Source organism: Streptomyces sp. NPDC102278, from assembly GCF_044766345.1.
Taxonomy (GTDB): domain Bacteria; phylum Actinomycetota; class Actinomycetes; order Streptomycetales; family Streptomycetaceae; genus Streptomyces.
On record NZ_JBIWLV010000007.1, the window covers coordinates 195,538 to 219,337 of the forward strand.

Annotated in this window: 17 protein-coding genes; 12 read left to right on the forward strand and 5 right to left on the reverse strand. The window is 74.4% G+C overall.

Translation table 11 applies throughout. From position 1 onward, the window contains the following. The first annotated feature begins 5 nt into the window (after positions 1 to 5). Positions 6 to 2,021 carry a glycosyl hydrolase family 28-related protein gene (locus ACIRO3_RS19425; RefSeq protein ID WP_404138169.1) on the forward strand — a complete coding sequence of 672 codons (2,016 nt, stop codon included), beginning with the start codon at positions 6 to 8 and terminating at the stop codon, positions 2,019 to 2,021. Between the two features lie 15 nt (positions 2,022 to 2,036). Here ACIRO3_RS19425 and ACIRO3_RS19430 read toward each other — a convergent pair whose 3' ends face one another. Beyond that, positions 2,037 to 3,533: an MFS transporter gene (locus ACIRO3_RS19430; protein ID WP_404138172.1), complete on the reverse strand. Its 1,497-nt coding sequence runs from the start codon at positions 3,531 to 3,533 to the stop codon at positions 2,037 to 2,039. 188 nt (positions 3,534 to 3,721) lie between these two features. Between ACIRO3_RS19430 and ACIRO3_RS19435 the strand changes: the two genes are divergently transcribed. From ACIRO3_RS19435 to ACIRO3_RS19455, 5 genes are all read left to right on the forward strand, one after another. Further along, complete coding sequence (locus ACIRO3_RS19435; protein WP_404138175.1) at positions 3,722 to 7,285, forward strand: S8 family serine peptidase; 3,564 nt, start codon at positions 3,722 to 3,724, stop codon at positions 7,283 to 7,285. Between the two features lie 243 nt (positions 7,286 to 7,528). Further along, on the forward strand, positions 7,529 to 8,251 hold the full coding sequence (locus ACIRO3_RS19440; protein ID WP_404138178.1) for a hypothetical protein: 723 nt from the start codon (positions 7,529 to 7,531) through the stop codon (positions 8,249 to 8,251). A gap of 264 nt (positions 8,252 to 8,515) precedes the next feature. Next, positions 8,516 to 9,874: a cytochrome P450 gene (locus ACIRO3_RS19445; protein ID WP_404138181.1), complete on the forward strand. Its 1,359-nt coding sequence runs from the start codon at positions 8,516 to 8,518 to the stop codon at positions 9,872 to 9,874. 85 nt (positions 9,875 to 9,959) lie between these two features. Continuing rightward, on the forward strand, positions 9,960 to 11,213 hold the full coding sequence (locus ACIRO3_RS19450; RefSeq protein ID WP_404138184.1) for a hypothetical protein: 1,254 nt from the start codon (positions 9,960 to 9,962) through the stop codon (positions 11,211 to 11,213). Then, positions 11,210 to 11,419: a hypothetical protein gene (locus ACIRO3_RS19455; protein WP_361775888.1), complete on the forward strand. Its 210-nt coding sequence runs from the start codon at positions 11,210 to 11,212 to the stop codon at positions 11,417 to 11,419. Before ACIRO3_RS19450 ends, ACIRO3_RS19455 begins: the two co-directional genes overlap by 4 nt. Positions 11,420 to 11,447: 28 nt before the next feature. On the opposite strand, the gene ACIRO3_RS19460 is transcribed toward ACIRO3_RS19455, so the two are convergent. Both ACIRO3_RS19460 and ACIRO3_RS19465 read right to left on the reverse strand, forming a co-directional pair. Then, complete coding sequence (locus tag ACIRO3_RS19460) at positions 11,448 to 12,845, reverse strand: gluconate:H+ symporter (protein ID WP_404138189.1); 1,398 nt, start codon at positions 12,843 to 12,845, stop codon at positions 11,448 to 11,450. Positions 12,846 to 13,035: 190 nt separating this feature from the next. Beyond that, on the reverse strand, positions 13,036 to 13,569 hold the full coding sequence (locus ACIRO3_RS19465; protein ID WP_404138192.1) for a gluconokinase: 534 nt from the start codon (positions 13,567 to 13,569) through the stop codon (positions 13,036 to 13,038). 105 nt (positions 13,570 to 13,674) lie between these two features. Here ACIRO3_RS19465 and ACIRO3_RS19470 point away from each other — a divergent pair, with 105 nt between their 5' ends. Together ACIRO3_RS19470 and ACIRO3_RS19475 are read left to right on the forward strand one after the other, a co-directional pair. Further along, positions 13,675 to 14,385, forward strand: a complete 711-nt coding sequence (locus ACIRO3_RS19470; RefSeq protein WP_361775897.1) for an FCD domain-containing protein — start codon at positions 13,675 to 13,677, stop codon at positions 14,383 to 14,385. A gap of 45 nt (positions 14,386 to 14,430) precedes the next feature. Then, the gene (locus ACIRO3_RS19475; protein WP_404138195.1) at positions 14,431 to 14,814 is read left to right on the forward strand and encodes an AAA family ATPase; all 384 of its coding nucleotides are present in this window, start codon (positions 14,431 to 14,433) and stop codon (positions 14,812 to 14,814) included. Between the two features lie 249 nt (positions 14,815 to 15,063). Here the strand turns inward: ACIRO3_RS19475 and ACIRO3_RS19480 are convergent, their stop codons facing one another. Further along, complete coding sequence (locus ACIRO3_RS19480; protein WP_404138198.1) at positions 15,064 to 15,702, reverse strand: hypothetical protein; 639 nt, start codon at positions 15,700 to 15,702, stop codon at positions 15,064 to 15,066. Next, positions 15,699 to 16,805 (reverse strand): MerR family transcriptional regulator, encoded by a 1,107-nt coding sequence (locus ACIRO3_RS19485; protein WP_404138201.1) that lies wholly within the window; start codon positions 16,803 to 16,805, stop codon positions 15,699 to 15,701. Before ACIRO3_RS19485 ends, ACIRO3_RS19480 begins: the two co-directional genes overlap by 4 nt. 365 nt (positions 16,806 to 17,170) lie before the next feature. Between ACIRO3_RS19485 and ACIRO3_RS19490 the strand changes: the two genes are divergently transcribed. The 4 genes from ACIRO3_RS19490 (at position 17,171) to ACIRO3_RS19505 (ending at position 23,778) form a co-directional block, all read left to right on the forward strand. Beyond that, positions 17,171 to 18,385 (forward strand): hypothetical protein, encoded by a 1,215-nt coding sequence (locus tag ACIRO3_RS19490; protein WP_404138204.1) that lies wholly within the window; start codon positions 17,171 to 17,173, stop codon positions 18,383 to 18,385. Further along, the gene (locus ACIRO3_RS19495; protein WP_404138207.1) at positions 18,382 to 19,029 is read left to right on the forward strand and encodes a hypothetical protein; all 648 of its coding nucleotides are present in this window, start codon (positions 18,382 to 18,384) and stop codon (positions 19,027 to 19,029) included. The genes ACIRO3_RS19490 and ACIRO3_RS19495 overlap by 4 nt, the downstream gene beginning before the upstream one ends. A gap of 3 nt (positions 19,030 to 19,032) precedes the next feature. Continuing rightward, a complete protein-coding gene (locus ACIRO3_RS19500) occupies positions 19,033 to 19,686 on the forward strand; it encodes an RES family NAD+ phosphorylase (protein WP_404138210.1) in 654 nt (217 codons plus the stop codon). A 63-nt stretch (positions 19,687 to 19,749) separates the two neighbouring features. Next, complete coding sequence (locus tag ACIRO3_RS19505; RefSeq protein ID WP_404138213.1) at positions 19,750 to 23,778, forward strand: CHAT domain-containing protein; 4,029 nt, start codon at positions 19,750 to 19,752, stop codon at positions 23,776 to 23,778. Positions 23,779 to 23,800: the final 22 nt, after the last annotated feature.

Here is a 23,800-nt window from a genome sequence, read left to right on the forward strand (position 1 = left end):
GGGCCATGCCCCCTGGAAGCAGAACGGCCGCCGCGTTGGCGGCGCTCACCGTGTCCGCGCTCGCCCTCGGAGCCCTGGCCTCGGGCCCGGCCGCGGCCCGCCCCGCCCCGACCGGAGTCCTGGCGGGAGCCCCGACCGGAGCCCCGAGCAGCCCCGTCGTCACCCGGGCCGCCCTCGCCCCCGCACTGACCGAAGGGCGCGGCGCCCGCGTGGACTTCGTGGAGCAGGAAGCGGAGAACGCCCCCGGCACCGGCACGGTCATCGGCCCCGACCGCACCGCGTACTCGCTGCCCGCCGAGGCCTCCGGTCGCAAGGCGGTGAAACTGACGGCGGGCCGGTACGTGGAGTTCACCCTGCCGGCCAAGGCCAACGCGATCACCGTCCGCTACAGCATTCCCGACGCCCCGACCGGCGGCGGGATCACCGCTCCGCTCGATGTCACGGTCAACGGCAGGAGCAGCGGTCGCATGACCCTGACCTCGCAGTACTCCTGGCTCTACAACCAGTATCCGTTCAGCAACGACCCCCGGGCGGAACTGCTGCACCCCGACTGGTGGATCACCGAATGCGGCTGCGTCCCGGCGGCCACCACCCCGGCGCCGGTCATCACCAAGCCGTTCCGGCCCACGCACATGTACGACGAGCAGCGCCTGATGCTCGACCGGACCCACGGGGCCGGGGACCGGATCCGGCTGACCATGCCGGCGGGCGGGGCCGCCGCCTGGACGGTGCTCGACCTGTTGGACTCCGAGTTCGTCGGCGCCCCGCACGTCGAGCCGGTCGCCGCCGACGTGCTGCTCTTCGGCGCGGACCCGACCGGCCGCCGGGACTCGGCGGACGCGATCGACCGGGCCGTCGCCTTCGCCCGGCGACACGGGCTGCCGGTGTACCTGCCGCCCGGCACCTTCCGGGTCGAGCGGCACATCCTTGTGGACCGGGTCACCGTCACCGGCGCGGGCAGTTGGTACACCACCGTCAAGGGCAAGGGCGTCGGGTTCTACGGCAAGGGGGCGGCGGCCGGCGGCAGCCGGGATGTCCACCTGTCCCGCTTCGCGATCGAGGGTGATGTCCGCGAGCGCGTGGACACCGACCAGGTCAACGGCGTCGGCGGCGCCATGAGCGACTCCACCGTGGACCGGATGTACCTCCACCACACCAAGGTGGGTCTGTGGTTCGACGGCCCGATGAGCAACGTCGAGGTGACCCGGAACGTCATCACCGACCAGATCGCCGACGGCCTGAACCTGCACACGGGGGTCACCGACTCACTCGTCCGGGACAACTTCGTCCGCAACACCGGTGACGACGGGCTCGCCCTGTGGTCCGAGAAGACCGCCGACGCCCGCAACACCGTCGACCACAACACCGTCCAGAGCCCGACCCTGGCCAACGGCATCGCGATCTACGGGGGCGCCGACACCACCGTCACGGGCAACCTGGTCGCGGACCCCGTCCGCGAGGGCAGCGCCCTGCACGTGGGCGCCCGCTTCGGCGCCGAGCCCTTCACCGGGAGCCTGCGGATCGCGGACAACACGACGGCGCGGGCCGGTACGTACGAACTGAACTGGAACATCGGGCTCGGGGCGATCTGGTTCTACGCCCTGGACCGGAGCATCGACCGGGCCGACGTCCAGGTGGTCGGGAACGCCTTCCTCGACAACACCTACAACGCGATCATGCTGGTCGCCGACTGGCCGGTGAAGGACACGGTGCGCGTCGAGAACGTCCACTTCAAGGACATCAGGGTCGACGGCGCCGGCACCTCGGTGCTCAGTGCCCGGGCAGCCGGCTCGGCGAGCTTCGAGAACGTCGACGCCCGCAACGTCGGCGCCGTGGGGGTCAACAACTGCGGTTCCTTCAACTTCCCGGCGACCGGATCGGAGTTCGCCGTGACCGATCGGGGCGGCAACGACGGCGGCGGCGCCACCGGGCCGTGGCTGGCGGCATGGGAGCTGCCGAACACGCTCACCTGTGACGACCGGCCGCCGGTGGTCGCGCCGCCGGCGCCGAGCCCCTGGTGACGTTGCGCCGAGGACTCACCGCTGCGTCGCCCGCGGGGATTCGAGCGACGGAGCGGTGACCCCGCACTGGGTACGACACTGCGGTTGGAGGGCGTCGGGCGCCGGCTTGCGCACGGTCGCCCACGCCAGCGCCGCGCCGACGACGAGGATCCCCGCGCACCAGGGCATGGCACGGTCGAAGGCCGCGTCGAAGAGGTCGGCGGAGAGGTAGGCGTCGGGTCCCATCCCCGCGAGCAGCGGCAGCGCCGCCACCGCGAGGAGCCCGGCGACCCGGGCCGCGGCGTTGTTGACGCCACTGGCCAGGCCCGCCCGGCCCGGGTCCACCGAGGCCAGTACCGTCGCCGTCAGCGGGGCGACCAGGGCCACCATCCCCATCCCCATCACGATCAGGGCGGGCAGTACGTCCCGTACGTACGAGGACTGCGGCCCGACCCGCAGCATCAGCAGCATCCCGGCCGCGCAGAGCAGGGGGCCCACCGTCAGCGGGATCCGCGGCCCGATCCGCTCGGCCAAGGCCCCCGACCGGGCGGACAGCAGCAGCATCAGCGCGGTGGTGGGCAGCAGCGCGGCCCCGGAGGCCAGCGCGGAGTACCCGGCCACCACCTGGAGCTGGAGCACGGCCAGGAAGAAGAAGCCGCCGAAGGCCGCGTACACGCACAGGGTGACCAGGTTGACCGCCATGAACTGTCGGGAGGCGAAGATCTCCGGCGGCACCATCGGATCGGCCCGCCGCCGCTCCACGCAGACGAACGCGCCGGCCAGCAGCACTCCGCCCACGGCCGCCGCGATGACGAGCGCTCCGCCGTTGCGGGCCTCGATCAGCGCGTAGGTGACGAGTGCCAGCGAGGTGGCGCCCAGCGCGGCGCCGGCCACGTCGAAGGTGCCGTGCGCCTGCGGATCCCGGGACTCCGGTACGTGTCTCAGGGCCACCGGCACGCACAGCGCGGCCACCGGGATGTTGATCAGGAACACCCAGCGCCATCCCGGCCCGTCCACCAGCCAACCGCCCAGGAACGGGCCCACGGCCGCGCCCACCCCGCCGAACCCCGACCACAGGCCGACCGCCCGGCCCCGGTCGTCGGCGCGGATCGACCCCTGGATCAGCGCGAGCGAACCGGGCGTCAGCAGCGCGCCGCCGACGCCTTGGAGGGCGCGTGCGGCGATGAGCACGCCCGCGTTCGGCGCGATGCCGCAGAGCAGCGAGCCCAGCGCGAACCACACCACGCCGAGCACGAAGATCCGGCGCCGCCCGAACCGGTCGCCGAGCGCCCCGCCGACCAGGATCAGGCCGGCCAGGGTCAGCAGGTAGGCGTTGACCGTCCACTGGAGCACCGCGAGGTCGGCGTCCAGATCCCGGCCGATGGCGGGGAGGGCCACGTTGACCACCGTCGAGTCGAGCAGGGCCATGCCCGATCCGAGGACGGTGGTCAGCAGGATCCACCTGCCCCGGGCGGAGGCGAGCGGGACATCGGGTCGGGGCGGCGCGGGTGACGGCCGGGCGGGTGTGGTCATGTCCTCAGGCTGGCGCGGTCGGCCGACATGGGCCACCCGGCCGGGCCGTCCGTTTCGGAACCGGCCCCGCCGCGACCCGGCTCAATAGGCCCTCTTGTAATGCACATGACCCCTCGATCAACATGACCCGCGCACATCACGCACGCCCTCTCCGCACAACCTGCACACGGCGCCCGAGGAGATCACACGTGGCACAACGCGACAGACGACGACCCTTACGCGCGGCGCTCGCCGCCCTCGCCTCGATCCTGCTCCTGCCCATCGGCGCAGGGGTCGCCGCGGCCGCGCCGGAGCCCGGCCCCGCCCCCGGGGCCGCCGAGCGCAAGATCGAACCCAAGCTCCGCACCCAGCTCGACGGCTCCGCGAAGGCCGTCTTCTGGGTGTATCTCGACAGCGCCGCCGACCTCACCGCCGCGGGGAAGCAGCAGACTCGCGCAGCCAAAGCAGAAACGGTTCTGCGGGCCAAGAAGGACCACGCCGCGCGCAGCCAGGCCGCCGTGATCAAGGCCCTGGACGGCGCGAAGGCCGAGTACACCTCGTACTGGATCGTCAACGCCGTCCGGGTCGTCGGCAGTGAGAAGCTCGCCGGAACCCTCGCGCAGCGCCCCGAGGTCGCCCGGATCGACGCCGACGACAAGGTCTCCCTCCCCAAGCCCGCCGAGGGCAGCCGGGAGAAGACCGCCGCCGACGCCGTCGAATGGAACATCGACCGGATCAAGGCCCCCCAGGTCTGGGACCAACTCGGTGTACGCGGCGAAGGCATCGTGGTCGCCAACATCGACAGCGGCGTGGACTACACCCACCCGGCCGTCAACAACCAGTACCGCGGCAAGAGCGCCGACGGGACGTACGACCACAACTACAACTGGTTCGACCCGGCGGGCGTCTGCGACGGCGCCGCGCCCTGTGACAACAACGACCACGGCACCCACACCATGGGCACCATGGTCGGCGACGACGGCGGCGCCAACAAGATCGGTGTCGCCCCGGGCGCCAAGTGGATCGCCGCCAAGGGCTGCGAGACCAACTCCTGCTCCGAGGCCTCCCTGCTCGCCTCCGGCCAGTGGATCGTCGCGCCGACCGACCTGAACGGTCAGAACCCGCGGCCCGACCTGGCCCCGCACGTCGTCAACAACTCCTGGGGCAGCGCCTCGCACGACGACTGGTACCAGCAGATCGTCGACACCTGGCGGGCCGCCGGCATCTTCCCGGCCTTCTCCAACGGGAACGCCGGCCCGGGCTGCGCCACCAGCGGATCACCCGGCGACTACGCCAGCTCCTACAGCTCCGGCGCCTTCGACATCAACGGCGCCATCGCCTCCTTCTCCTCGCGCGGCGCGGGCCCCGGCGGCATCATCAAGCCGAACATCGCGGCCCCCGGCGTGAACGTGCGCTCCTCCGTGCCCGGCGGGGCGTACGAGGCCTTCTCCGGCACCTCGATGGCCTCGCCCCACACCGCCGCCACCGTGGCCCTCCTCTGGTCCGCCGCGCCCGCCCTCGAAGGGGACATCGCGCAGACCGAGGCCCTGCTGGACGGCACCGCGGCGGACACCGACAGCAGCCAGTGCGGTGGCACCGCCGCCGACAACAACGTCTTCGGCGAAGGCAGGCTGGACGCCCTCGCCGCGGTCAACGGCGCCCCGCGCGGTGCGATCGGCGCCCTCGGCGGCACCGTCCGCTCCGGTGACGCGCCCGTCGCGGGCGTGAAGATCACCGCCGACGGCCCGATCGACCGCACGACCACCACCGCCGCCGACGGGACCTACGGCTTCGGCTCGCTCTCGGTGGGCGCGTACACCCTGACCGCGTCGAAGTTCGGCTACGGACAGCAGACCGCGACGGCCACCGTGACCGAGAACGCCACCGCCACCGGTGACTTCACCCTCACCCGGGCCGCCTCAGCCAAGCTCACCGGCACCGTCTCCGCGGCCCACGGTCCGGCCGCGGGCGCCGTCGTCACCGTCGCCGACACCCCGGTCACCGCGACCACCGACGCGCAGGGCCGCTTCGAGGTCACCCTGCCGCACGGCACCTACGACGTGTTCGCCACCCACGCCTCCCGCTGCGTCACCGGTGGCAGCGCGCACGTCACCGTCGCCGGGGACACCACCGTCGCCGTGGACCTCCCCGAGCGGACCGACGCCTACGGCTACGCCTGCGCCACCACGAACGGCCGCCCCTACGCGGCGGGCGACCGGCAGCTCGCGCTGACCGGTGACAACACCACCGAGCGCGTCGACCTGCCCTTCCCGCTGCCGCTGTACGGCAAGACGTACGGCCAGGCGTGGATCGGCACCAACGGAACCGTCAGCTTCGGCGGCAACAACACCGGCGACATCAACGGCGACCTCCCGAGCACGGCCACCCCGAACGCGGCCCTGTACCCGTTCTGGGACGACCTGGTCGTCGGCGCCGCCGGCAGCGGATCGGGCGTCTTCACCGCCGTGACCGGCACGGCGCCGCACCGCACCTACGTCATCGAGTGGCGAAGCGTGTCGCACTGGTCGGCCCAGGCCGACACGTTCTCGTTCTCGGCCTCCATCGGCGAGGACGGCACCGTCTCCTACGCCTACAAGGGGACGGGCGGCACCGGCATCAAGGGCGGCTCCACCGCCACGATCGGCGTGGAGAACGCCACCGGCACCGACGCCTTCACGTACTCCTTCAACACCGCCGTCGTCTCGGACGGCCAGTCCATCGCCTTCCGGACCACCAAGAGCGGTGTCGTCGCGGGCCGGGTGCTCGACGCCAACGACGGCAACGGCGTCGCGGGCGCGACGGTCACCGTCGGCGCCGGCGACACGGCGGTCTCCGCCACCACGGCCGCGGACGGCGGCTACGTCGTCCAGACCCCCTCGGGCGCACGGACCGTCGCACTGTCGGCCCCGTCCTACGAGTCCGCCACGAGGACGGTCGACGTCAAGCCGGCCGACGTCACCTCCGTCACCCAGTCCCTGCGCACCGGCAAGGTCACCGCCGCCAAGGCGGCGGTGGAGGTCGTGCTCCCCGCGAACCAGAAGCGGACCCGCACCCTCGACCTCACCAACCCGGGCCTGGGCACCGCCTTCACGGTGACCGAGGACGCGCCCTGGCTGACGGCCACCCCCGGTTCGGGCACCCTCCCGACCGGCGGCAAGGCCCCGCTCACCCTCACGGTGGACACCGCCGGCCTGACCGCCGGAACGGTCCTCACCGCGGACCTCAAGATCACGTCGGCCAGCGGCCGCGCACCGGTCCTGACCGTCCCGGTCAAGGTCGTCGTCCCCCGCTACCAGGTCGCCCTGGACACGGGATCCGACTACGCGGGCACGGACGCCGTGGGTGACAGCTGGTCGCCGGACCGCAAGTACACCCCCGGGTCGTACGGCTACCAGGGCAACGCCACCGTCCAGTCCACCGGCCGCACCATCGCCGGAACGGAGGACCAGCGGCTGTACCGCAACGCCCGCGAGGGCATGTACGAGTACCGCTTCGACAACGTCCCGAACGGGACCTACACGGTGGAGCTGGGCTTCGCGGAGCTCTCCAACACCAAGCCGAACAAGCGGGTCTTCGACGTCATCGCCGAGGGCACCCAGGTCCTGCCGTCCCTGGACGTCTCCCTGGAGGCGGGCACCTACACGGCCCTGACCCGCTCCTACACGGTGACGGTCACGGACGGCGCCCTCAACGTCCGCTTCATCACGCACAACGGCTACGGCAAGCCGCTGCTGAACACCCTGCGCGTGACGGACCGGCCCGACCGGACCTGACGGACCGGACCGGCCCGGGTCGGACAGACCGGGCCGGGCCCGCACCGACCGACCGGCCCGCACCCGCCGGACGGACGCGTGAAAGGGGCGGGACATCCGCGGGACCCCCGCGGGTGTCCCGGCCCGTTCCGCGCATACGGCGGCGTCCCGCCCGGATTGTCGTACCGGCATACGGGTGGCGGACGGCGGCCGCGCCGGGGCGGGCACGGGAGCCGGGAGCCGGCGCCGTTAGCGTGGGCGACCATGACGGTGCTGGACGACCAGGCAGAGCAGCGGATCCACGAACTCGTACGGGCCGCCGACCCGGGGGCCCGCTGGGCGTTCGGCGGCCCGGACGGAGCCCACGCCGTCGGCGGGGACGGGGACTCCGAGTCCGACGTCGGCCCGATCGCCGCCGTACTGGCGATCTGGCCCGTCATCGGAAGCCTCGTCACGGCCGGAGAACTCGCCCTGCACACCCCGCTCGCGGCCTACGGCCCGGCCGCCGCCGGAACCTCCGGCAAGACCACCGCCCACCAGCTGCTCACCCACTGCGACGGGGTGCCCGCACTGACCCGGCTCGCCGAACACCTCTGCGGCGGCCCGCTCGCCGAAGCCGCCGCGGCCCGCGTCTGGCACCCCCTGCGCATGAACCGCACCCGCTTCGCCGGCGGCTCCCTGCACGCGTCCCTCGGCGACCTCGGCCGCTTCCTCGGACACCTCCTCTCCACCGCCGACCACCCCGTCAGCCGCTCCTGGACCGCCGAGTCCCTCCGGATCCGCACCGGGGAACTCACCCCCGCCCGGGGCCTGCTCTGGCACCCCGTCGCGGGCGGGGTATGGGCCCACGGCGACGGACCGTCCGTCTGGGTCTCGCCCCGGCACCACCGCTGGGCGGCCCTCCTGCCCGCACACGGCACGGGACCGCTGCGCACCGCCTTCCGCAACGCCGTGTTCACCGCGCCCACCGCGCCCACCGCGAAATGAGGCGGCGCCGCACGCCCCGCTCCGGATGAACGAGGCCGACTGCGCCCCCACCGCCCCGCCGGTCGAGAGGGCGCCGCCGCGCCCGAGGGACCCGATCCACTCCCGTAGAGCACTCGGAGCGCGCACCCCCCGGGCTCGACGTACGGTGATCCCGATGTCACCGACCGTTGCTTTCCGGCTGTGCGGAGGCACGGCGAGCCGCCCGCCCCCTCGGCGGCCCGCCCACCCGAAGCGCCTGTCCAACCCAGGCAAGGTGGTCCCGGCATGACCCAGTCGACCACGACCCGAGGCCAGGCGGCCCCGACCGAGGGCGGCCCGCCCGCACGGGCCGGCCGGGCCGTGGCCGTGCGCTTCGCCGCGACCCACACCCTGCCCGTGCTCGTACGCGACCTGGTGGGCCTGCGCCCGCGACCGCTCCGGACCGGGGCCACCCTCGGCAGGCCCCGCTGGTCCGCCGCCACCCTGCGCGCCCTGCGGGCCCGGCACGGCGGCGCACCCGTCCTGCTGCGCGGCCCGACCGGCCCCACCCTGGTCCTGCTCGACCCGCGGGACCTGCCCCGGTTCCACGAGTCGCCCGCGAGCGAACTCGCGGCGCACCCGCCGGACAAGTGCCGGGCCCCCGGCGCCGCGGCCGGCCGTCCCACCGGCGACGAGGACCACGACGACCTCCGCGCACGCCGCCGGGAGGTCAACGAGATCGTGCTGGCCTCGGGCAGCCCCGTACACCCCTCGTGCGGCCCCTTCCTCGCGGTCATCGCCGACGAGGCCGGCCGGCTGAACGCCCCCCGCACCCTCGGGCTCGCCCGCGCCCGGCAGGCCGTCACCCGGGCCGCCCGCCGCATCGTCCTCGGCGACACGGCCGCCGAGGACGAGGAACTCGCCGGCTGGCTCGACCGGCTCGACGCCGGCGGCGACCGCAGGGGGCCGCGCGGGACCGCCGAGACCCTCCACGAGAAGGCGGGCGCGCGCATCGCCCGGTACGCCGCCGCGGCCGAGCCGTACACCCTCGTCGGACGGGCCCGCCGGCACCCCGACCCCGCGGGCACCCTGGATCCCGTCGGTCAGGCCCTCCACTGGCTACGGGCCCTGGACACCGTCCCGACAGTCCTGCTGCGCACCCTGCTGCTCCTCGCCGCCCACCCCGCCGAACAGGACGCGGCCTGCGCCGAGGCCCGGTCCGCCGACGCCGCCAAGGGCGAACTGCCCCGGCTGCGGGCCTGCGTACAGGAGACGCTGCGGCTCTACCCGGTGGTGCCCGACCTGGTCCGGGTCACCGTGACCGAGACCGAGTGGTGGGGTGTGCGTCATCCGGCGGGGACCTCCGTGCTCCTGCCCGCGCTGTTCCATCAGCGCGACCCCGAGCACGTGCCCGCCGCGGACGTCTTCGTACCCGCGAGATGGACCTCCCCGGCGTCCCGCGCGGACCTCCGGATGGCCCCCTTCGGTCACGGAGCCGGCCGCTGCCCCGGCGACCGGTTGGGCCTGCTCGTCGTGGCCGGCTTCTGCGCCGAGGTGCTGAGGGGGCATCGGATCCGTGACGGCAGACCGGCCCTGGACCCGGTGGGTCCGCTGCCCGCGGCGCTGGATCCGAGGCGGATCCGACTCACTCTCACCCGCCGCTGACCCCCACCGGCCGCCCCACCGGCCGCCCTCCGTCGAGGATCCGCCCGCCGACGCCCGCCCGCCGCATCGACCCCACGAGGAACCCATGTCCGACGCCGCGACCACCGCGTCCACCGACCCGGATCCCGAACTGCTCCACGCCGTGTGCCGCGAGCTGGCGGAGGCCGCCGACGCCGTCGGCGAGGCCGCCCGCCACGCCTCCGAACTGGCCCTCGGCGGGCGCCTGACGGCCGGCGCGCTCGGCCGGGGCGGCGCCCGCCGGCTCGGCTGGCGCACCCTGCTGCGTACCCTGACCGATCCGGCGGGGCTCGGCTGGGCGCCTCGCGGCCGGGGCGTCGCCCGGGCGGGGTGGCTCGCCGGGGTCCTCACCGGCCGGGAGAGCCTCGCCGTCAGCCTCGCCGTCTGCGGTCTCAAGGCGCGGATCCGGGCGGCCGGCGCGGGCCGCCCGGAGCTGCTCGCCGATCCGGACGCGGCGGGAATCCTCACGGCGGTCGAGGAGGGTCGGCAGGCGGAGGCCGTCCGACTGTTCCGCGAGGTGATGCGGGTCCGGGGCGCCGAACACGCCTTCGCGCTGCTCTCCCCGTCCTTCGCGGACCTCCTCGCCTGGCACGCGCTGACCGACGAGAACCCGTTCAACGACCACGCCGGCTGGCAGATCGCCACCGGGCGGGCGATGCCCGCCGAACCCCTGCTCGGGCTGGGCGCCGCCACCCGCGCCTTCTTCGACCGGGGCCCCCGTCGCGTCGAGGCGCCCGACCGTCCCGACGGGCTCCTCGACCGGCTCGACACCAGCGGCACCGTCGCCGGATGCGTCCGCAACCTCGCCTCGCTCGGCACCGACGGAACCCTCCTCGTCCAACAGGTGATCGGGCCGGACGGAGTCCTGCGGTACGTCATCCACCTCGCCGAACCGCCCGGGACGCCCGGTACGTGCGTGACGCCCGCCGGGGCCGGCCGGCCGGTCACCGACGACGCCCACGCGGTGGCCGACGGACCGCAGACGTCGCACGCGCGCGCGGTCGCCCGCGCGGTGCGCGCCCTCGTGCCCTCCGGAACCGAACTCGCGCTGTTCGGCCGGGGCCTGGGCGGGAGCACCGCCCTGCACCTCGCCGGGAGCCGGGACTTCACCACCGTCTACCCGGTCACGCACGTCTTCGCGGTGGACTACCGGGGGGCCGCGCGACGCCCCGTGGATCCCCGGACCCGGGTGTTCCGCCTGACCGGCGCGTACGGGCAGCGCTCGCGCCGCACCGCGTACACCGCGCCGGCCCGCTTCCGGAGCCGGATCACGGACAGCCGGCTGGTCCGGATCCACGACGGCGAGGAGTGGTCCCGATGACCGACACCACCACCCTGCGCTCGCACTGCGCCGTCCTGCGCGCGCACGCGCGGCGTTTGCGCGCCGCCGCCGAGGACCTGCGCGACCAGGGACCGGCGGCCGAGGCCTTCCGCGTCGAGGTGGCCGCCCTCGCGGAGCGCTGTGCCACCGCCGCGGGCGGGTTCGCCCTGGCCGCCGCGCAGCTCGACGGCCGGACCCACGCCTGAACCGGCCGGGCCCGACCGCCCGCCCGGTTCAGAGAACGAGGGACAGCAGGAGGACGAAGCCCAGGCCGACCACCGAGATGATGGTCTCCATCACGGACCAGGTCTTGACGGTCTGTCCCACGGTCATCCCGAAGTACTCCTTGACCAGCCAGAACCCGGCGTCGTTGACATGGCTGAAGAACAACGAGCCCGCCCCGATCGCCAGGACCAGCAGGGCGGTCTCCGTGGTCGACGCGCCGGCGGCGAGCGGGGCCACCAGGCCGGCGGCGGAGATCGTGGCCACCGTCGCGGAGCCGGTGGCGAGACGGATGACCACCGCGATGAGCCATGCCAGGAGCAGCGTGGGGATGGCCCAGCTCTCGGACAGCTCCAGGATCATCTGGCCGACCCCGGCGTCGATGAGCGTCTGTTTGAAGCCGCCGCCCGCGCCCACGATCAGCAGGATGCCCGCGATCGGCGCCAGGGACTTCTCCACCGTGGAGGAGAGCCGCTCCTTGGTGAAGCCGGCCGCCCTGCCGAGGGTGAACATGCCCACCAGCACGGCCGCCAGGAGTGCGATCAGCGGTGAGCCGGCCACGTCCGTGACGCGCTGGACGGCGTTGTCGGGGTCGTTGACCACGATGTCGACGAGCGCCTTGATCAGCATCAGGGCCACCGGGAGGAGCACGGTGAACACGGTCGCCCCGAAACTCGGTCGGTGCTCCAACTCGGCCGACGGGCGCTGCGGGACCATGTGCTCCGGCGCGGGGATGTCCACCCAGCGGGCGGCGTACCGGGAGAACAGCGGCCCGGCGATGATCACCGTCGGGATGGCGACGACCACGCCGAGGGCGAGGGTGACGCCGAGGTTCGCGTGGAGCGCGTCGATGGCGACGAGCGGGCCCGGGTGCGGGGGTATCAGCCCGTGCATCACGGACAGCCCGGCGAGTGCCGGGATGCCGATCCGCATCAGGGAGTAGTTGCCGCGTTTGGCGACCAGCAGCACCACGGGGATCAGGAGCACGATCCCGACCTCGAAGAAGAGCGGCAGCCCGATCACGGAGGCGATCAGCACCATGGCCCAGGGCATGGCCCGGCCCTTCGCGCGAGCCAGGATCGTGTCCACGATCTCGTCGGCGCCGCCCGAGTCGGCGAGCAGTTTCCCGAGGATCGCGCCGAGCGCGATGAGTACGCCGACACCGGCGACCGTCGCGCCGAGGCCGACGGTGAAACTGGCGATGGTCTTCGCCGGCGGGGCGCCCGCGAAGGAACCGAGGGCGAGCGAGCCCACGGTCAGGGCCAGGAAGGCGTGCAGCTTGAAGCGGGTGATGAGCAGGACGATGACGGCGATGCCCGCGAGGACGGCCACGCCCAGCTGGGCGTGCCCGGCCGAGGTGATGGGTCCGGGGGCGGCCGCTGCCAGTGTCTCGACGCTGAGACCGGTCACGGTGACGGTTCCTTAACTCGTGGCTCTTCGGTGACGGTGTGGGGTGCTGCGGTGCTGCGGTGCTGCGGTGCTGCCTGGTGGTGACGGGATGCGCGGGGGCCGTGGTGTGGCGGCCGGGTCGCGGGCATGGCGGGGCCCGGGGGAGGCCGTGCGGGCCCGCGAGCGGGCCGTGCGGTGGCTCCGGGATCCCTCAGATGCGGTGCAGGGCGTCCAGCGCCCGTCGGGTGATCTCCTCGGGAGCGCCGCGGACGTCGACGGCGACGCCGAGTTCGTCCGGCTGGAGGCGTTCGAGCGTGGCGAACTGCGAGTCGAGCAGGGTGGTGGGCATGAAGTGCCCCTTGCGCTCCGCCATCCGCCTCTCGATCAGGGGGCGTTCACCGGTGAGGTGGACGAAGACGACGCCGGGGGCGAAGCTCCGCAACCGATCGCGGTAGGAGCGTTTGAGGGACGAGGCCGCGACGATCCCGCCCCGCAGGTCCGCGCCGCGACGGATCCACTCGCCGATGGCGTCCAGCCAGGGCCACCGGTCGGCGTCGTCCAGCGGGGTGCCCGCCGACATCTTGGCGACGTTGGCCTCGGGGTGGAAGGCGTCGCCCTCGGCGTAGGGGACGCGGAGGGCCTCCGCGAGCAGCCGGCCCACGGTCGTCTTGCCCGTGCCGGCCACGCCCATCACCACAATGACGCGCTGGGAGCTCACGTCGTACCTCGCTGTCCTCGTCGACATCGGTTCGTGCGGCACCACTGAAGCCCATTAAGTAGTACTTATTCAAGAGGGTGGGGGGATACATCACATCTATTGTTCGATCGGCGGTCACCGTACGCTTACGCCATGACCACTGAAGGCAGTCCTGTGCAGGGGCTTCACTCCCGTGTCCTGGACGCTCTCGGTCTCGCGATCACCGCCGGCGAATCCCCGCCGGGCAGCGTCCTGCGCACCGACGAGATCGCCGACCGGTTCGACGCCTCCCGCACCGTGGTCCGCGAAGTCGTCCGCGTCCTGGAATCCATGCAGCTCGTCGAGTCGCGTCGCAGGGTCGGCGTCACCGTGCGCCCGGCGGACCAGTGGAACGTCTACGACCCGCGCGTCATCCGCTGGCGGCTCGCCGGCACCGACCGACCCCGCCAACTGCGCTCCCTGACCGTGCTGCGCTCGGCCGTCGAACCGGTCGCGGCCGCACTGGCCGCGACGCTCGCCACCCCGGAACAGTGCGCGCGGCTCACCGAGGCCGCCCTGGGCATGGTCCGCACCTCGCGCGGCCATCAGTTGGAGGGATACCTGCGCCACGACATCGCCTTCCACCGGATCGTCCTCAACGCCTCGGGCAACGAGATGTTCGCCCGCCTGGGTGACGTCGTCGCCGAGGTGCTGACCGGCCGTACCGAACACGCCGTGATGTTCCACGACCCCGACCCGGCCGCGGTCACCCTGCACGTGCGGGTGGCGGAAGCCGTACGGGAGGGGGACGCGGTCCGCGCCGAGGCGCTGACCCGGCAGATCGCGGTGGGCGCCCTGGAGGAGCTCGACGTACTCGCTCCGTGAGTCACCTCCCGGCCGTGCCCCCGACGGGTTCGAGGAGCCCGCACCGTGCGCCACACCGGGGGCGTGTGGGGACATGCCGAGAGGAACGCCGGCGGACCCGCCTCCCTCGTGGGGCGGGACGACGAACTGGCCGCGTTGGAAGCGGCCTTGGTCGGGAGCCGGCTGATCACCCTCACCGGTCCGGGTGGCGTCGGCAAGAGCCGTCTGGTCCGTCAGGCGCTGGAGACGGGAGTCGGCGACTCCTTCCCCGACGGGGTCCACCGAGCCGACCTCTCGCCACTGCCCGACGACCGTCTGCCGGTGGACACCGCCGCCGACGCGCTCGACCTCGCCGACCACACGCCCCCCGCACCTTCGGCGAAGCCGTCCGGCAGTGGATCGGCGAACGCCGACTGCTCCTCGTGCTGGAACTCGCCGCCGCGCAGTTGACGGACCACGGCGTCGAGGAACTCGCCGAGCGGCTCGCCCGTCGGATCGGCTCGCTCGACGGCGGCCGGGCCGTCCGGCCGCCCCGCCACCGCGCCCTGCGCACCGCCATCGGCTGGAGCCACGCATGGTGCGAGCCCCGCGAACGACTGCCGCGGCTACGGCTGTCCGTGTTCGGCGGCGCCTTCGACGAACCGGCCGTGCGCGCCGTGTGCTCCGCCGCCCCGCTGACCGAGGCCGCCCGGCCCCCGATCAGGCTCCCGCGCGCAGGGCGATCAGCTCGCCGAGGGCCGACTGGTCGGCGGCCGGCAGGCGTCGTTCGGCGTGCAGCATGCGCAGGGCGAGCGTCAACCGTTCCTCGTCCTCGGGACGGTCGAGCGAGGCGAGGTACGGCGGCAGCAGCACGCCCAGTGACTCCAGGTCGCGACGGGAGCACAGCCGCTTCAGCAGCGGCCGTAGCGGATCGGCTGTCTCGGGGGCGGTGGCGCGCAGGCCCCGCGCGATCCGCAGGCGGAGCCAGTCGGCGTACGCTCCGGGCGGCAGGTCGGCCAACCGTGCGGCGGCCGCCTCGAAGTGCGGGCGGGCCTCGTCAGGCCGGCCCAGCTCCAGGTGCGCGCGAGCGATGGCCCCGTGCAGCGACGGGTAGAAGGCCCGGACCCGCTCGTCGCCCACCCGGTCGGCGCGCGCCAGGCAGACGCGGTTCCAGTACAGGGTGTCCTCGGGCGTCGGCTGCCGGCGGGCCAGGTAATGGGCGGCCACGCAAGCCTCGTAGTCGTCGGTGGCCGCGTCCCACGCCTGGCGGAACAGGGCCTCGGCGTCGGCGTCGCGGCCCTCGCCCTCGGCGGTCATGCCCCGGGTGCAGAGCCGTACGACGGTGTTCTCGGGGTTCACGCGGGCGTCCTCGGGGGTGTCGGGGCGGCGGGCGGGAGGGCGACCGGCATCACCAGGGTGGTGAAGCTGCCCTGGTCGGCCGAGCGGACCAGTACCGGGCCGGTGACCTCGGAGAACTCCAGCAGCACGTCGGGCCCCACACCGGCCTCCAGGGCCGCGCCCAGTACGGCGGGGTCGAAGCCGATCCGCACCGGCTCCGGCTGCTCCCGCACGGCGGCCGGCCGGATCGGCGCCGGGGTCCCGTCCGGGAGGGTGACGAGGAGCCGGTCGCGGCCGAGTTCCAAGGCGACGGCGGGAGCGTCCCCGCAGGCGCCGAGCGCGGCGATCAGCGCCACCCGTTCCACGACCACCCGGTGCGAGGGGCCGGGGAGGGCCGCGAGCACCTCCCGATAGGCGGGGAAGGCGCCGCCGGCCACCGGGACCTCGCGCGCCCCGCCCGGGTGGCGGACGGTCAGGGGGGCGCCGGGCCGTGCCACCAGGGTCACCTCGGCGGCCCGAGCCGCCCACGCCCCGAGCTCGACCAGCGTGTCGGCGTCGATCAACAGCCGCCCCGGCGGCCCGGCCGCGGCGCGGGGCCGCAGGGTGCGCAGCGAGAGCCGGTAGCGGTCGGTGGCCACGAAGCGGACCTCGTCCCGGTCGAACTCCACGAGCACGCGTCCGAGCACGGGATGGGCCGGGTCCCGTCCGGCGGCCGGCGCGACCTGGCGGGCCGCGCTCGCCAGTTCGGCCCCGCCCAAGGTGAACTCGCTGCCGCCCGGTCCGGGCGGCAGCCCCTCCAGTGCCGCCCCGAGCGCGGCGTCGGTGGCGCGCCGGGCCTCCCGTACGGCCGCGTGGTGGCGTTCGAGTACGGCCCGTGCCTGCTCGGGGGTCCCGTCGAGTACGGCGACCACGTCGGCCAGCGCCAAACCCGCCTCCCGCAGCCCGCGCAGGAGCGTGGCGCGCGGCTGCTGGTCGGGGGAGTAGGAGCGGTAGCCGGTGACGGGATCGACGTGGGCGGGGAGCAGTACGCGGCAGTCGTCGTAGAAGCGCAGGGCGCTCGGCGCGAGCCCGACGCGACGGCCGAAGGCGCCGATGCCCAGCAGATCGGAAGTGCTGTCGTCCATGACCGAGATCATCGACGTTCATCCCACTTGAAGGTCAACCCTCGTCGTGCAGGTCCACCTCGTCGCCGGCTCAGGCCCGTGTGATTCGCCGCGCCGTGCATCGCCTCGCTGTCGGTCGCGGCGTCGCCCCCGGTCGTCGATCCCGGCGGGCTCGATCCCACGGCTGTGGTCGCGCGCGCCCTCAACCGGGAGCGCATACACCGGGCCGCCTCCCCGACCCCGGACGGGCCCGCCCCGGAATCGACCGGAAGCCGCCCGTCCACGCCCCGTCCGCGCCCCGAGTGCGCCCGGACCGGTCCCGCACGATGAGGGCAGAGGGCCGGAACCGGCTTGTAGGGGGCGCGGGGCGGTGCGATCCTTCCGCCATGTCGCTCACACAACTGCCGGACTACGGGGCGGTCCTCGCGGAGGTGAGGGAAGTGCGGCGCGCCGGGATCGTCCGATTGCGGGAGCTCGGGCTTCCCGTGCTGACCGGCATGTCGGCCGGGCCGGGGGAGGGGAGCCCCGGCGAGCCGCGCTTCCCCGCCGTCGAACGGCTGCTGCGCACCGCCGTGGCCGCGATGGGCGGCGGAACCCTCCAGGAGGCCGCGGAGTACAGCCTCGGTCTCGCCCGCGGCACCCGGGACTGGCCGCCCGCCGACCGGCGCAGACGGGCCGCCCAGGTGTACGGGGTGAGCGTGGAGCGGTTCCGCAAGCACCAGGAGCTGATGGTGCTCGGCCAACTCGCCGAGCAGCTCGTGCGCGGCGCGGCCGGGGGAGAGGACGAGCCGGCGGGCGCCGCCCCGCCCGGCCCCGCGCGCCGACTCGCCCCGAGCCACCGGCGGATCGAGGTCACGGCCGGTGACTACACGCACCACGTCACCCTGCACGTACACGCCGTCGACCTGCTGCGGGACATCGACGTGATCGTGTCCCCCTCCAACACCCACTTCGCCCTGCCCGAGCCGTACAAGTCCTCCGTCGCCGCGTCCCTGCGGCGCGCCGGCGCCCACCGGGACCCCGCCGGCCGGCTGGTCGAGGACCGGATCCGGGACGAACTGCGTTCCTGGACGGACCGGTTCGCGCCCGGCGCCCTGCCCGTCGCGCCCGGAACGGTGGCCGTGACCGGCGCCGGGGCCCTGGCCCACCAGGGCATCCGGCGCATCCACCACGCCGCGGTGGCCGTGCCCCGTCCCGGAACCAACGACTACGACGTACTGCCCGCCGACGTCACGCGGGCCGTCACCCGGGTCTTCGCCCTGCTCGCCGAGTCGGGCGGACCGAAGGCGCGAGCGGCGCAGGGGATGCCGGAGGAGCCCCTCAGGTCCGTCTGTCTTCCCCTCCTGGGCGCCGGGCGCGGCGGCCTCACCCCGACCGAGAGCTTCTCCGCGCTCTGGGCGGCCGTGGAGGCGGAACTCGCGCGCGGCGGCGGCTGGGACATCCACATCCTGGTCCGTCGCACCGAACGTGCCGCACTGGTCGCCGAGTTACTCACCGGCGTCGGCGTGCCCGCCGACGCCTCCCCGGGCGCCCTGCCCCTCGCCGCCCCGCCCCTCGCCGCCCTGCCGCTCGTCGCCCCGCCCGCCGGACGGCCGTCATGAGCGACGCCCGCATCCGGCTGGCCACCGTCGCGGCCGAGTGGGACGAGCTGCGGCCCCGCCTCGAACCGGCGGCCCTGGACACCCTCTCCCTCCTGCTCGCCCGATGGCGCGGGACCACCGGCGAAGCGGCCGAGCACGCCGCCCGGCACGCCGCCCGGCTGCTCGCCGAGCAACTGCCCGACCGGTTCCCCGACGGCGGTCGACTGATCGCCGCCCCCTCGCGCCCCGACGCCCGCCACCTCGGCTTCAGCGCCGACGACCTGGCCGTCCTCGTACTCGACGGCCACCGCATGGTGGGGCCCGTCCTCGGCGAGGTGCGCGAACGGTTGCTCGCCGCGCCCTCCCTCGACGCCGCCGAAGCCGCCGGGCGCGGCTGCGACCCGTACGCCCCCGTCCTGATCAGGCTGCGCGGGCCGGGCGGCCCGGTCCGGCTCCCCGCCTTCCAGTTCGACCGCGACGGCCGAGTCCTGGAGGTGGTCCGCGAGGTGAACCCCCTCCTCGATGCGGACCTCGACCCCTGGGGCGCGGCGGACTGGTGGCTGTCCCCGAACGCCTGGTTGGACGAGGTTCCCGCCCGGCTGCTCGGGACGGCCGCGGAACTCCAGGTGCTCATGGCCGCCCGGTTCCTCGGCGAAGGGGAGTGACCCGTGCCGCACTACCGGCCGCCCGCCGAGCCCACCGCCACCCCGGCCAAGGTGACCCTCGCCGCGGGCACCACGCTCTACCGGGTGCACTCGGAGCGCCGGGCCGCCACCGGCTTCAACCCGGTGCCCGCGCACTGCCTGTACGGCGGAGGCCGCTTCGACGCCACCGCCTGCGATCCCTACGCCTACCTCTACGCCGGACTCACCCCCGAGGCCGCCGTCAGCGAGAGCGTCCTGCACTCGCTGCCCTTCGACCCGGCGGGCGGGGCGCGACTGGTACCCCGGGCCGCCGTCAACGGCCGCAGGCTGTCCGTCCTTCGGCCGACCGTCGACCTCGACCTGGTCTCGCTGGTCACCGGCCAGGACCTCGCCGCCGTGCACCAGGACAGCTGGCTGGTGCAGACGGAGGCCCGCGACTACCCGTACACCCGGGACTGGGCGCACTGGATCCGCGCCCACACGGACCCTTGGGCGCGGGGATTCCTCTGGTCGTCCAAACGGGACCCGGGAGCACGGGCGTTGGTCCTCTTCGGCGACCGCTGCCCGCCCGATGCCCTGGTCGCCACCGCCGACACGCCGATCGACTTCGCGACGACCGACGGACGGCACTGGCTCGACGAGGTGTTGTCGCCCTACCACGCCCGCCTCGCCCCCTGAAATCCCCGGCTGAACCCGCCCCCGGAACCCGACCCTTGAACCCCCCTCCGAACAGGAGCCGCCATGGAGGACGTGGACCGGTTCGCCGCCTGGCGGATCGAGCGAGAACAGGCCCTGGAAGCACTCGCCGGCCTGGCCCCCGGCGACCCGCGCGCGGTGGAACTCCACTGCAAGGCGGGCGAGGCGAGCTACGCGCTCCACGAGGCATCGGGCGGCCGTGCAGACCGGAGGCTGGCGGCCGAGGCCTTCGCGCACGCGTTCCGGCACCCGGCCGGCGGCCCGATCCCGGCACGTCACCGGATCATGTACGGCCACCTGCTGGCCCTCGACCACGACGAGGAGCCCGGCCCCGTACTCGCCGCCCGCGTCCACTCCCTCCTGACGCAGGGCCTGGCAGGGTTGCCCGACGACCACGACCACCAGGACATGGCCGTCTTCGCCCGCCGGCTGCTCGCCTTCATCACCAAGATCCGCTTCCTGGAGACCGCCGACGACCCCGCCCTGCTCGACCCCGCCCTGCTTCACGAGGCCCTGGAGGCCAACCGACTCGCCCTCGACGACGTCGACGGCCCCGACCCGGAACTCGACGAGGTCCTCGGCGGGCTGTGGCAGTACCACGGCGGCCTGACGAACGAGGCGGCCTCCTACGCGACCTCCGCGCGCCACTACGCCCAGGTGCCGGCCGGCGGTGGACCGGACCGGGACCTGCCACTGATCCGCCAGGCCCGTTCGGCCTCCCTGGTGATGTGGGGCCACACGGCCGCGGACCGCGCCGCGCTGGAGGAGGGGTACGAGGAGGGGCTGCGCGCCCTGGCCGCCGTGCGCGGCGCCTCGCCGGAGCCGACGTGGGCGCGGGACACCCGACTGCGCGTGACGTTCGCGCGCACGCTGATCGCGGGCACCTGGGCCGACGAGGAGGAAGGGGCCCGAGCCGAGGCGGAGATCGCCGAACTGCTGTCCACCGAAGCGGAGATGGACGCCCTTCCGGTGCTGTACCTGGGCATGTTCGGCCGCCTGCTCTGCGTCCGGGGCCACGCGCGCCTCGACGCCGCGCTGCTCGATCACGCCGTCGCCCTGCTCACGCGGGCGTTCGACCGGTGGGACACCGCGAACGACGGTGCGATCACCGAGACCGCGCTCGCCCTGGCGGCGGTCCAGCACCTGAGGTTCGACATGGACGGGGACACCGAACGCCTACGGGTCGTCGTGCGCGCGGTGCGACGGGTCCGCCAGGGCGAGCGACTCTCGCCGGAGGTCACCGACATGGCGCTGGGCCTGCTCGGGGCGGCGCTGGTCGGGCTGCCCGAATCCGCGCGGCCCGACGCCGGCCCGGACGTGGTGTCCGACGAGGAGCTGGCGCGCGCGTACGAACGCTTCCAACGGACCGCGATGGAAGGGGAGTTCGACTTCGGCATGGACAATCACCTGCTCGCCGACGACCCGCGGTCGCGGGAGCGGTGGGAGCGCCGCTTCTCGGTGCTGTTCGAGGGCTGGGAGCGGACCGAGCCGGGCAGCCTCTCCCGCGCGGAGCGCGCCGGGACGCTCCTCGCGGCGATGCCCATGCTCGACCCCCACGGGGACCGGATGGGCGCGGAACGCGAGGAGCGACTGGTAGGGGCGATGTCGTCCTACGCCGACGCCCATCCCGAATGGCGCGCCCGGGGCCATGCAGGCCTCGCCGGCTGGCGGTTCGCCCAAGGCATGGCGGGTTCGCCTCCCCGACTGACGCAGGCGCTGGAACACTTCGACCTCGCGATCGCCGCGGGGAACACCAGCCCCTGGTTGCGCTACGGACGACACCAGGCCATGCGTCAACTCGCCCAACTGCGCGGTGTGACCGAGGGATCGGCGGCCGGCGGCGCCGAATGGGACGCGGTGGTGGGCGCCTTGGGTCTGTCCCCGCACATGGACGAGCTGCTGAAGTGTCAGGACGCCGCGGCCCAGGTGCGTCTCGCGGCCAGACGGGGAGATCTCGCGGCGGCCGACCGCGGCCTGGGCCTCGTCGCCGGGGTCGTCGGGCGACTGGAGCCGGGAAGCACCTCCCACACCGAGGCATGGGTGCTGCTGGAGACCGCCCGGATGTCCCGGGAGGACCTCGCGGACCGGCTCGGCGCACCACCCGCCCCGACGCCGGCCGGCCGGCCGTCGATCGCCGAAATGCGCCTGCGGACCGCGAAGTTCCCGCGACAGCACCACGCCCACCTGCTGGGCGCGATGGCCCTCGTGTGGCAGCGCGAAGCGCTGCAGCGCGCGGACGTGCCCGGCATCCGGGAAGCCCTGGCGGTGGTGGAGGAGGCGCTCGCCCTGTCGGCGCCGGGGAGCGAGGCCTGGATCCGCTTCGCCTCGAACGCCGGCAGCGTCCGCAGCGCCCTGGTCATGGCCGATCCCCGGCCCGGATCCCCCGACCGGGCCCGGGACCTGGAGCGTGCCATCACCCTGCTCGAAGGAGCGGCGCGGGCCATGGAAGGACCCGAGCACCGGTTGTGGGCCGTCACCACGCAAGCCCTCGGCCGCTGCCACCGGGTCCGCGCGGACCCGGCCCGCCGCGACCGGGAGAACGGCCGACGCCTCGGCCTCGAATCGCTGCGCGGGTTCGTCTGGTCCTCCCTGCTCCAGTCCGGCAGCCAGGACGCTGCCGAGGCCGGCCGCCTGGCGACGGAACTCTCGGGGGAGGTGGTCGGCTGGTGCCTCGCCGACGGCGCGCCGGACGACGCCGTGCGGGCCCTCGACGCCTGCCGGGGCCTGGTCCTGCACGCGGCGACCACCAGCCGGTCGGTGCCCGAACGGCTCATCGCCGTCGGCCGGGAAGACCTGGCCCGGGAGTGGCTGAGCCGGGGCGCCGACGAGGCGGCCGACGACGTACCGAGCACACTGCGCCGCAGTGTCGTCCTCGCTCTGACCGAGGGCGACACCCGGCTCCTCGACCCGCCCTCGCCCACCGAGATCGGGGCCGGACTGCGCGCCCACCGCAAGGACGCCCTGGTCTACCTCGTGCCGTCCACGAGCGACTGCCCCGGGACCGCGCTGGTGGTCACCTCGCGCGGCGAGACGCGGGAGGTGCCGCTGTCGAGCCTGCGCGAGGACGCCGCGCCGCTGCGCCGCTACCGGCCCGCCGCCGCGGGACGCGACATGCAGCCGGTCCCCGGGTACGGCGGGCCCCGGCCCGAACCGGCCCCGCCGCTCCGCGACCAGCTCGACCGGCTCTGCTCGTGGGCCTGGCGGGTCGCCGTCCGGCCGCTGCTCGACGTCTTCCAGGTGTCCGACCGGCCCGGACGCGTCCCCCGTCTGGTGCTCGTCCCGATGGGTTCGCTCGGTCTGGTCCCCTGGCACGCCGCCTTCGCCGCCGACGCGAGCGGCCGCCGCGCGTACGCGATCGAGCGCGCGGAGTTCTCGTACGCGGCCTCCGCACGCCTGCTGTGCGAGGTCGCCGGCCGGCCGCGAGCCCGGCACGAGGGGACCGCGCTGGTGGTCGGCGACCCCACCGGGGACCTCCCGTACGCGGGGGAGGAGGCCGACGCCGTACGACGGGTCTTCTACCCCGACGGGCGGTACCTGGGGCTGCGCACCGGGGACGGCAGCCCCGACCAGGTCGCACGGTGGCTGCGCGAGCACGGCGACGAGGGCGCGGTCGTGCACCTGGCCTGCCACGGCACCGTGACGGAGAACCGGCCGCGCAGCTCCTACCTTTCCCTCAAGGGCGGCGAGTTGACCGCCGAGGAGCTGGCCGACGCCGTGCACGGGCGGCTCGGCCTGGTCGTCCTCGCCGCCTGCCGCAGCCAGGTCTCGGGACGCGGCCACAACGAGGCGTACAGCCTGTCCTCGGCCTTCCTGGTGGCGGGCAGCCGCTCGGTGATCGGCTCCCTCTGGCCGGTCCCGGACGACGCGACGTCCGTGCTGATGTTCATGACCCACCACTTCCTGCGCCGGGAACAGGAGCCGCCCGCACGGGCGTTGCGGCGGGCCCAACTGTGGATGCTGGACCCGGGACGGCAGGTGCCGGACGGGCTGCCGCCGGCCCTGACGGCCCGGCTGGCGCACCTCGACCCGCACGACCTCAGCGCCTGGGCCGGCTTCACCCACCTCGGGCAGTGACCCCCCCCAGGCCTTCCGGGCG

Excerpts from the sequence above, each read along its gene's own strand:
- ACIRO3_RS19425 (WP_404138169.1), top strand. The coding sequence starts at position 6 with ATGCCCCCTGGAAGCAGAACGGCCGCCGCGTTGGCGGCGCTCACCGTG.
- ACIRO3_RS19430 (WP_404138172.1), bottom strand. The coding sequence starts at position 3,533 with ATGACCACACCCGCCCGGCCGTCACCCGCGCCGCCCCGACCCGATGTC.
- ACIRO3_RS19440 (WP_404138178.1), top strand. The coding sequence starts at position 7,529 with ATGACGGTGCTGGACGACCAGGCAGAGCAGCGGATCCACGAACTCGTA.
- ACIRO3_RS19445 (WP_404138181.1), top strand. The coding sequence starts at position 8,516 with ATGACCCAGTCGACCACGACCCGAGGCCAGGCGGCCCCGACCGAGGGC.
- ACIRO3_RS19450 (WP_404138184.1), top strand. The coding sequence starts at position 9,960 with ATGTCCGACGCCGCGACCACCGCGTCCACCGACCCGGATCCCGAACTG.
- ACIRO3_RS19455 (WP_361775888.1), top strand. The coding sequence starts at position 11,210 with ATGACCGACACCACCACCCTGCGCTCGCACTGCGCCGTCCTGCGCGCG.
- ACIRO3_RS19465 (WP_404138192.1), bottom strand. The coding sequence starts at position 13,569 with ATGTCGACGAGGACAGCGAGGTACGACGTGAGCTCCCAGCGCGTCATT.
- ACIRO3_RS19470 (WP_361775897.1), top strand. The coding sequence starts at position 13,675 with ATGACCACTGAAGGCAGTCCTGTGCAGGGGCTTCACTCCCGTGTCCTG.
- ACIRO3_RS19485 (WP_404138201.1), bottom strand. The coding sequence starts at position 16,805 with ATGGACGACAGCACTTCCGATCTGCTGGGCATCGGCGCCTTCGGCCGT.
- ACIRO3_RS19490 (WP_404138204.1), top strand. The coding sequence starts at position 17,171 with ATGTCGCTCACACAACTGCCGGACTACGGGGCGGTCCTCGCGGAGGTG.
- ACIRO3_RS19495 (WP_404138207.1), top strand. The coding sequence starts at position 18,382 with ATGAGCGACGCCCGCATCCGGCTGGCCACCGTCGCGGCCGAGTGGGAC.
- ACIRO3_RS19505 (WP_404138213.1), top strand. The coding sequence starts at position 19,750 with ATGGAGGACGTGGACCGGTTCGCCGCCTGGCGGATCGAGCGAGAACAG.